This window comes from Escherichia sp. MOD1-EC4550, from assembly GCF_963876935.1.
Taxonomy (GTDB): domain Bacteria; phylum Pseudomonadota; class Gammaproteobacteria; order Enterobacterales; family Enterobacteriaceae; genus Escherichia; species Escherichia coli_F.
Genome location: NZ_CAWNSE010000029.1, coordinates 1 through 9,152 on the forward strand (window position 1 = coordinate 1; position 9,152 = coordinate 9,152).

7 protein-coding genes are annotated in these 9,152 nt (G+C 53.5%); 2 read left to right on the top strand and 5 right to left on the bottom strand.

The window, feature by feature from the left end; all coding sequences use genetic code 11:
• Both AACU19_RS18975 and cysE read left to right on the top strand, forming a co-directional pair.
• The coding region (locus tag AACU19_RS18975) for an NAD(P)H-dependent glycerol-3-phosphate dehydrogenase (RefSeq protein WP_339379747.1) at positions 1-459 on the top strand (459 nt) is incomplete at its 5' end.
• 79 nt (positions 460-538) lie between these two features.
• A complete protein-coding gene (gene cysE / locus AACU19_RS18980) occupies positions 539-1,360 on the top strand; it encodes a serine O-acetyltransferase (protein ID WP_001277561.1) in 822 nt (273 codons plus the stop codon).
• Between the two features lie 52 nt (positions 1,361-1,412).
• Here cysE and trmL read toward each other — a convergent pair whose 3' ends face one another.
• The 5 genes from trmL to AACU19_RS19005 all read right to left on the bottom strand — a co-directional run.
• Positions 1,413-1,886, bottom strand: coding sequence for a tRNA (uridine(34)/cytosine(34)/5-carboxymethylaminomethyluridine(34)-2'-O)-methyltransferase TrmL (trmL, locus tag AACU19_RS18985; RefSeq protein WP_000932361.1), 474 nt, complete (start codon positions 1,884-1,886; stop codon positions 1,413-1,415).
• A 102-nt stretch (positions 1,887-1,988) separates the two neighbouring features.
• Positions 1,989-3,179, bottom strand: coding sequence for a quinone-dependent L-lactate dehydrogenase (lldD, locus tag AACU19_RS18990; RefSeq protein WP_000586976.1), 1,191 nt, complete (start codon positions 3,177-3,179; stop codon positions 1,989-1,991).
• The gene (gene lldR, locus AACU19_RS18995; RefSeq protein WP_001353574.1) at positions 3,176-3,952 is read right to left on the bottom strand and encodes a transcriptional regulator LldR; all 777 of its coding nucleotides are present in this window, start codon (positions 3,950-3,952) and stop codon (positions 3,176-3,178) included. The genes lldD and lldR overlap by 4 nt, the downstream gene beginning before the upstream one ends.
• Positions 3,952-5,607 carry an L-lactate permease gene (lldP, locus tag AACU19_RS19000; RefSeq protein WP_001297977.1) on the bottom strand — a complete coding sequence of 552 codons (1,656 nt, stop codon included), beginning with the start codon at positions 5,605-5,607 and terminating at the stop codon, positions 3,952-3,954. The genes lldR and lldP overlap by 1 nt, the downstream gene beginning before the upstream one ends.
• A gap of 416 nt (positions 5,608-6,023) precedes the next feature.
• Positions 6,024-9,152, bottom strand: a 3,129-nt coding sequence (locus AACU19_RS19005) for a YadA family autotransporter adhesin (RefSeq protein ID WP_198599091.1), incomplete at its 5' end; no start/stop codon positions are given.

Consider the following 9,152-nt stretch of genomic DNA (forward strand, 5'->3'; position numbering starts at 1 on the left):
GTGCAACTGGGCGGCCGGGTGAAAATCGTTATTGCCATGGGCGGGGGGATGTCCGACGTTTTCGGTTTTGGGGCGAATGCGCGTGCGGCGCTGATCCCTCGGGGGCTGGCTGAAATGTCGCGTCTTGGCGCGGCGCGGGGTGCCGATCCTGCCCCCTTTATGGGCATGGCGGGGCTGGGCGATTTGGTGCTTCCCTGTCCCGACAACCAGTCGCGTAACCGCCGTTTTGGCATGATGCTCGGTCAGGGCATGGATGTACAAAGCGCGCAGGAGAAAATTGGTCAGGTGGTGGAAGGCTACCGCAATACGAAAGAAGTCCGCGAACTGGCGCATCGCTTCGGCGTTGAAATGCCAATAACCGAGGAAATTTATCAAGTATTATATTGCGGAAAAAACGCGCGCGAGGCAGCATTGACTTTACTAGGTCGTGCACGCAAGGACGAGCGCAGCAGCCACTAAACCCAGGGAACCTTTGTTACCGCTATGACCCGGCCCGCGCAGAACGGGCCGGTCATTATCTTATCGTGTGGAGTAAGCAATGTCGTGTGAAGAACTGGAAATTGTCTGGAACAATATTAAAGCTGAAGCCAGAACGCTGGCGGACTGTGAGCCAATGCTGGCCAGTTTTTACCACGCAACGCTACTCAAGCACGAAAACCTGGGCAGTGCACTGAGCTACATGCTGGCGAACAAGCTGTCATCGCCAATTATGCCTGCCATTGCTATCCGCGAAGTGGTGGAAGAAGCCTACGCCGCCGACCCGGAAATGATTGCTTCTGCGGCCTGTGATATTCAGGCAGTGCGTACCCGCGACCCGGCAGTCGATAAATACTCAACCCCATTGTTATATCTGAAAGGTTTTCATGCCTTGCAGGCCTATCGCATCGGTCACTGGCTGTGGAATCAGGGCCGTCGCGCGCTGGCTATTTTTCTGCAAAACCAGGTCTCTGTGACGTTCCAGGTGGATATTCACCCGGCAGCAAAAATTGGTCGCGGTATCATGCTCGACCACGCGACGGGCATCGTTGTGGGTGAAACGGCGGTGATTGAAAACGATGTGTCGATTCTGCAATCCGTTACCCTTGGCGGTACGGGTAAATCTGGTGGAGACCGTCACCCGAAAATTCGTGAAGGCGTGATGATTGGCGCAGGCGCGAAAATTCTCGGCAATATTGAAGTTGGGCGCGGTGCGAAGATTGGCGCAGGTTCCGTGGTGCTGCAACCGGTGCCGCCACATACCACCGCCGCTGGCGTTCCGGCACGCATTGTCGGTAAACCAGACAGCGATAAGCCATCAATGGATATGGATCAGCATTTCAACGGCATTAACCATACGTTTGAATATGGGGATGGGATCTGACGTCCTGTGATTGTGCCGGATGCGATGTAATCATCTATCCGGCATACAGTAACTAATCTCTCAATACCGCTCCCGGATACCCCAGCTGCCGCCAGGCTTCATACACCACGACCGACACCGCATTGGACAGGTTCATGCTGCGGCTGTCCGGCACCATTGGAATGCGAATTTTTTGTTCAGCGGGCAGGGCATCGAGAATGCTCGCGGGCAGGCCGCGTGTTTCCGGGCCAAACATCAGATAGTCGCCATCCTGATAACTTACGGCGCTGTGTGCGGGTGTGCCTTTCGTGGTGAGGGCAAACAGACGCTGGGGATTTTCTGCTTCCAGGAACGCAGCATAGTTATGATGACGCGTAACGGCGGTAAATTCGTGGTAGTCCAGTCCTGCGCGGCGCAGGCGCTTGTCGTCCCAGGCAAATCCCATCGGTTCGATGATATGCAGACGAAAGCCGGTATTAGCGCAAAGACGGATGATGTTGCCAGTATTTGGCGGAATTTCTGGTTCGTAAAGTACGATGTTTAGCATACTGCCCCCTTAGTGCGGGGGCAGGATAGCAGAAAATTGAGAAGTGGTGCGGCCTTTTCCCCTCACCCCGGCCCTCTCCCCGGAGGGGCGAGGGGGAAACGACTATGCGGCATTCCCTTTCGCCATCGGAGCCAGCGCCGCAGGCAACTCTTTACCCAGCCCCTGCACCAGCGAATCTTGCGTAATTTCACTGATCGATTTTGCGCCAGTCAGTGTCATTGCCACTTTCATCTCTTTCTCTATCAGATTAAGCAGATTTGCCACGCCCGCCTGGCCCGCCGTTGCCAGCGCATACAGGAAAGCACGACCCAGCAGTACAGTATCGGCACCGAGTGCAATCATACGCACGACATCAAGCCCGTTACGAATGCCGCTATCTGCCAGAATGGCGATATCACCTTTCACCGCATCTGCAATAGCAGGCAACGCACGGGCAGAAGAGAGTACACCGTCCAGCTGGCGGCCACCGTGGTTAGAAACCACAATGCCATCTGCGCCAAAACGTACCGCATCACGCGCATCTTCTGGGTCGAGGATCCCTTTGATCACCATCGGGCCATCCCAGAAATCGCGGATCCACTCAAGGTCTTTCCATGAGATAGAAGGATCGAAGTTATTCCCTAGCCAGCCGATGTAATCTTCCAGTCCGGTCGGTTTGCCGAGATAAGCCGAGATATTACCGAGATCATGCGGACGACCATTCAGGCCCACATCCCACGCCCATTGCGGATGCGTTACCGCCTGCAAGTAGCGGCGCATTGCCGCGTTCGGGCCGCTCATTCCAGAGTGCGCATCACGGTAACGCGCACCAGGCGTTGGCATATCCACAGTGAAGACCAGAGTTGAACAGCCTGCCGCTTTTGCACGCTCCAGCGCGTTACGCATAAAGCCGCGATCGCGCAGCACATATAACTGGAACCACATCGGACGCTTGATGGCGGGGGCGACTTCTTCAATTGGGCAAACAGAAACGGTCGAGAGAGTAAACGGAATGCCATGTGCATCCGCCGCTTTTGCGGCCTGAACTTCGCCGCGTCGCGCATACATGCCACACAAACCTACCGGACCTAGCGCCACCGGCATCGACAATTTCTCATTAAACAGCGTCGTTTCCAGGCTTAAGTCGGACATGTTTTTCAGAATTCGCTGGCGCAGCGCCACCTCTGACAAATCTTCCACGTTGCGGCGCAGGGTGTATTCAGAATATGCCCCCCCATCCATATAGTGGAACAGGAATGGCGGCAGAATGCGTTGTGCTGCGGCGCGATAATCGCTGGCTGCGGAAATAATCATGCGTTTTTCTCCCTCGAATTCTCATTATGGTCACCAGGCAGGCGGGTAATGCGTGCATGGCGAGCCTGATCTTCATCGAATCGTTTCATGGTGGTGTGAACAAAGCTAAGGTGCGCCATCATTGCTTTACGCGCCCCGTCAGCATCACCGGCAAAAATGGCGTCAATGACAGCCTGATGTTGTTCGGTCAGTTGTGAAAAAACCGGGGGTACCAGATACATCCGCTGGCGGCTATGCTTCACTGAGGATTGCAAGACATCGAAGAAACCGCGCATGGTTTGCAGCAGCACGATGTTATGTGAGGCTTCGGCAATCGCCAGATGAAAACGAACGTCCGCTTGTGAGGCGAGATCCGGGTCTTCACTTAGCGTTGCTTCAAAGCAAAGCTGAATTTTCTCTTTTTCGCCAGGTGTGGCGCGCATTGCTGCATGCCACGCGGTGCTGGCTTCTATGGCGTAGCGGGCTTCCAGAATATCGAAACTGTAATCCGGATCATCGGCCATCAGCGTTTTCAACGGCTGGACGATGTTTTGCTCCGACCATGTGTCATGACGCCAGCGAATAAACGTCCCGCCGCCGCGTCGACTGAGCAACACACCTTCGCTCACCAGTTTCGCCAGCGCCTCGCGCAGTGAATTTCGCGACACACCGAGTTGCATTGCCAGTTGACGTTCAGCGGGCAATTTCATGCCCGCCTCCAGGTTTTTTTCATCAATCAGCGCCCGCACACGATCGGCAACCTCGTCTGACAGGCGTCTGGGTAAAACAATCATTAAGGAATCATCCACGTTAAGACATAGGCCTGAAGCGTGGTGATCACGCCCACCATACAGGTGAAGATCAGGCTGTGTTTGACAGTAAAGCGGAACAAATCAGACTCTTTGCCCACCAGTCCTACCGCCGCACAGGCGATAGCGATAGATTGCGGAGAGATCATTTTGCCGGTGACACCACCGGTGGTGTTGGCAGCAACCAGCAACAGGTCAGAAACGCCAATTTGTTGTGCGGCGGTAGCCTGCAAAGCGGCAAATAAAGCATTAGATGACGTATCCGACCCGGTCAGGAATACCCCAAGCCAGCCGAGGAACGGCGAGAAGAAGGTGAATGCATGACCGGTATGCGCCAGTGCCAGCGCCAGTGTTGATGACAGTCCGGAATAGTTCGAAATAAAGGCGAATGCCAGCACCATACCGATGGAGTAGATAGGCAGAGCCAGTTCCTTTAGTGTGCTGCCGAAGGTACTGATAGCGTCAGATGGTTTCATCTTCAGCCAGACAATCGAGAGCAGGGCAGCAAAAAGAATGGCGGTACCGGTGGCAGAGAACCAGTCGAACTTAAACACGGCGGCATACGCTGTCGCTTCGCTGACCACTGGCGGCATACGGGCAACCAGTTTATCGAGGTACGGCACCGGAATATTGATCACCCACTCATACAGCGCACCACCCGAAGCGAACAGGGCTTTAAACGGCGGGATACTCCACAGTGTTACGGTAGCGGTCAGGAACAGGAACGGTGTCCAGGCACGTAATACCTGACCCGCGGTGTAACCGGTGTGGGCCAGCGTCATATCAACCTGTGACGCTCCCAAATCACCAAAACGGAAGACGCGCACCGGCTGCCAGCGTTTGAGGAACAGTGTCAGGCAGAGCAGCGATACCAGCGAAGAGATAATGTCTGGCAGTTCCGGCCCAATGAAGTTAGAGCTGAGGTATTGAGCGATGGCAAACGAGCCGCCCGCAACCACGACCGCAGGCCAGGTTTCTTTGATACCGCGCCAGCCGTCCATAATCGCCATAATCCAGAACAGCACGATAATGGTCATAAACGGTAGCTGACGCCCCACCATCTGGCCAATCTCAAAGCTGTCGATGCCTGTTACCTGCCCGGCGACCAGAATCGGAATACCCATCGCACCAAATGCTACTGGCGCGGTGTTAACAATCAGGCACAGCCCAGCGGCGTACAGCGGTTTAAAGCCCAGGCCGACCAGCAATGCGGCGGTAATTGCTACCGGTGCGCCAAATCCTGCGGCTCCTTCGAGGAACGCGCCGAAACAGAAACCGACGATCAGCATTTGCAGGCGCTGGTCAGGGGTTATCGAAAGAATAGACGAGCGGATGATGTCAAACTGCCCGGTTTTCACCGAGATCTTATAGACGAACACCGCTGCAATAATGATCCACGCGATGGGCCACAAACCGTAGAAGAAGCCATAAACCACCGAGGCCAGCGCGTTAGCGACCGGCATTTTATAGAACAGCAAAGCCACGGCAAGGGCGATTGCCACCGTCCACGAGGCGGCGACGTATCCTTTCAGTTTGAGCTTAATCAGCGCAAAGAAGAAAAACAGAATGGGAAGCGATGCTATCAGGCTGGAAAGCCAGATATTCCCGGCGGGATCATAGTTTTGTTGCCAGAGATTCATTGCAGGTCTCCTGCAGTCCACACACGCCGCGTAATGAGTCTGTTGCTCATCTCCGTGTCACACGTTGTGTAAAAGTGGCACTGCCAATTGTGTTGTGTAGGGATAATGACAATGAATAGTTAACTAAATGTTATGCATTGGCAACATTGATGTGAGTTTTAATTGGGGAACTGTGAACCAGAGGTCAGATAAGCGAAGAATTGGTAGGGCCAATTTGGAGTGAGGGAGATGTCTGTAAAGAAAAGGGCAATTCCCATCAGAGAATTGCCCTCAGATTGTTGATCTGGTGCGCCTTATCTTGCCGGATGCGGCGTGAACGCCTTATCCGTCCTACAGGAATGTGCTGAATCATCCTGTAGGTCTGATAAGCGTAGCGCATCACGCAATTTGGCGTTTACCCATTCATTAATGGATCATTACCACTGAATACCGGCACCGAGTGCGGCGGAGTATTCACCCTGGCTATTGGTACTACCTTGTAATTTGTAGACCCAACGACCATTGGCGCTCACCATCGACACACCTAAAGCAACAGCCGATTCACCGTTGTAAGTACCACCACCAATAGAGGCCATGCTGGCTCCCGGCGTGTAAGCCTGCGGCAGACCGGTCATTGCCATTGCGGAAGCGATACCACCGCTCAGCTTGCTTTCGGTTTTGGACAGTTTGTTATCCATCTCAACCATGCGCTGATCGGTGTATTGCTTCGTTTCCTGCACACTTTGCTTCAACTGTGCATAGTTCACTGCGTCGTTGTTGTTCACGCCAGCAGAAACGTTGCTGATGCGAGTCGTACCGCCATTGCCGCCACCGAGAGTGATGTTGCTGTAGTCGATAGAGCCATCAGCTTTGGTGTCGTAGCGAACGCCACCTGCTTCGGAAGACTTCAGTTGCGAAACGTTAACCGCATCGGTGGCATTAACACCGGCAGCAACGTTGGTGATACGGCGCTGGTTGGTAGAAGAACCCACAGAGATTGTGTTTTCTTCGTTGGCCACGGAGCCTGTACCCAGAGCGACGCTGTTGTCAGCGGCAGCAATGGATCCAGAACCAATCGCCACACTGTCTTTACCCTGGGCGTTAGCATCTACGCCATCGGTGTTGGTCTTGAAGTACTTGGTGCTACCTGTGGTCACGATATCGCCAATACCGTTTTCGATATTGGTAACGCGAGTATCCAGATTCGTCACCTGATTGTTCAGGTTAGTAATGCTCTGGGTATTCTGGGAAACCTGCGCATCCGTTACTTTCAATTGACCCACGTTGACCGCATCGGTATCCGCCGAACCAGCCGCGACGTTGGTGATCTGACGTTGACCGTCTTCGCTACCTACGGAGAATTCACCCACAGAGTTCTGCGGTGCATCCATGTTGTAGGCGGTGTAGCCAGTTTGTGCGCCACGGGTAGTTTGAGAACCATTACCCATTGCAATGCTGTTTGCATGGTTTGCACGCGCGTTGCTACCGATAGCAATACCGTTAATCGCATCTGCCAGAACTAAAGTGTTCAGGCCGATACCAATACCTGCATTACCATTAACGATGGTTTTTGCGCCCATTGCCAGCGAGTCTTCACCGACTGCCAGTGAGTCTTCAGCCGTTGAATTGGCGTGATAGTATTTGGTTGGCGTGGTGGCTACTGCACCAATGGCATTCTGCAACTGGCGAACCGTAACGGCGTCATGGGCTTCAGAACCATCGGCAACATTGATGATTTGACGGTATTTACCTTCATCACCGATCGACAATGCGCCAAGCAGTTCACCGTCAGTTGTGTCATAACCAATCACAACACCTTCTTCCGACACGCTGGTGTCACGAGAACCTTTAACTATTACACGGCTGGAAACAGAGCTGCTACCAAGAGCGATACCTGTATCAACGTCACTGTAGCTGTCCTGACCGATGGCTACGCTGCTGGCTTTGGAAGCAACAGAGTTATAACCCATGGCCACGCTGCTATCGCCTTTGGCAACAGAGTTATAACCCACAGCGGTAGAGCCAATGCCTGCTGCGCTGGCATCGGTGAAGGTTAAACCAGTGTCATTGGTACGCACATAGTTAATACCCGCACCGTTTTCTTCGATGTAGGTTTCACTGGTGTTACCGGCAAGCTGATTGATGACTTCGCTGTTCTGCTGGATCAGCATATTGGTGTTAAACAGCTGAGAACCGTTGATAGCATCGGTGCTACCTTCACCAATGTTACCATCAGCAACGTTTGTGATAATGCTGGCCTTGCCGTCATGACTGGCGTTGTAAGCCCCTTCGCCGTTATTGGCGGTCGCATCCCACAGCAGCGCGTTCTCATCAAGCGCATCCAGAGCGTCACCGACATTGTTGTACTCGGCATTCGCAATGGTGTAAGTCGGCGCAGTGATAGTACCGTCAGCGTTAACTTCTGCATCACCGCCCAGAGCATCTGCGATATATTTATTAGTGGTATAGAGTTGTGAGCCGTTAATCGCGTCGCTGCTGGTGGCAGAGATTGCACCATTTGCGACGTTAGTAATCTTACTGGCAGTGTTATCTACCCCACGACCGGCGCTGAATGCACCAGCACCGTCATTGGCTGTTGCATCCCAGAGCAGGGCGTCATCCAGCGTGGTATCGATCGCTTCCAGTGCGTCACCAACGTTGCTGTAACTGCCGCCAGCGATGGCATAAGTCGGTGCGGTGATACTGCCATCCGCATTCACCACAGCGTTCCCGCCCAGAGCATCGGCAATGTAGTCACTAACGCCATAAAGCTGTGAACCGTTAATAGCGTCGCTACTGGTGGACGAGACTGCACCGTTTGCAATATCAGTGATTACACTGGGATCATTATTAATGCCGTGTTTGGCGCTGAATTTGCCTGCGGTTGTATCCCAGAGCAGAGCATCACCGAGAGAATCACTAAATGAAGTGTTAATCGCAGCCAGAGCATCCCCGACGTTAGTGTAGTCAGTGCCGCCAATACTATAGGTTGGCCCGGTTAATACACCTGTATCGCTAATATCAGCACCACCACCCAGATAGGACGTGAATGAATCAGCCAAACCGTAAAGTTGTGAGCCATTTATGGCGTCAGTGCTGTCAGAGGAGACTATGCCAGCTTGTACGTTGCTGATTTTGTTGGTGGCGTTAGTGCCGTGTGCAGCGGTGAATGCGCCTGCGGCGTCGTCCCATTTCAGGGCGTCTTCACCGAGGTTAGTCACCGTATCAGTCAGGTTAGTGATATTGGTGGTGTTAGTCGCCACGTTATCGTTAGTGGTTTTCAGCTGAGAACCGTTAACGGCGTCGGTGCTGGTGTCAGAGAGCTCGCCAGCGGTGACATTGGTGATTTTGTTGGCGGCGTTAGTGCCGTGTGCAGCGGTGAATGCGCCTGCGGCGTCGTCCCATTTCAGGGCGTCTTCACCGAGGTTAGTCACCGTATCAGTCAGGTTAGTGATATTGGTGGTGTTAGTCGCCACGTTATCGTTAGTGGTTTTCAGCTGAGAACCGTTAACGGCGTCGGTGCTGGTGTCAGAGAGTTCGCCAGCGGTGACATTGGTGATTTTGTT

What these genes read in the sequence shown, in the direction of transcription:
- cysE (WP_001277561.1), top strand. Translation starts at nt 539, where the DNA reads ATGTCGTGTGAAGAACTGGAAATTGTCTGGAACAATATTAAAGCTGAA.
- trmL (WP_000932361.1), bottom strand. Translation starts at nt 1,886, where the DNA reads ATGCTAAACATCGTACTTTACGAACCAGAAATTCCGCCAAATACTGGC.
- lldR (WP_001353574.1), bottom strand. Translation starts at nt 3,952, where the DNA reads ATGATTGTTTTACCCAGACGCCTGTCAGACGAGGTTGCCGATCGTGTG.
- lldP (WP_001297977.1), bottom strand. Translation starts at nt 5,607, where the DNA reads ATGAATCTCTGGCAACAAAACTATGATCCCGCCGGGAATATCTGGCTT.
- lldD (WP_000586976.1), bottom strand. Translation starts at nt 3,179, where the DNA reads ATGATTATTTCCGCAGCCAGCGATTATCGCGCCGCAGCACAACGCATT.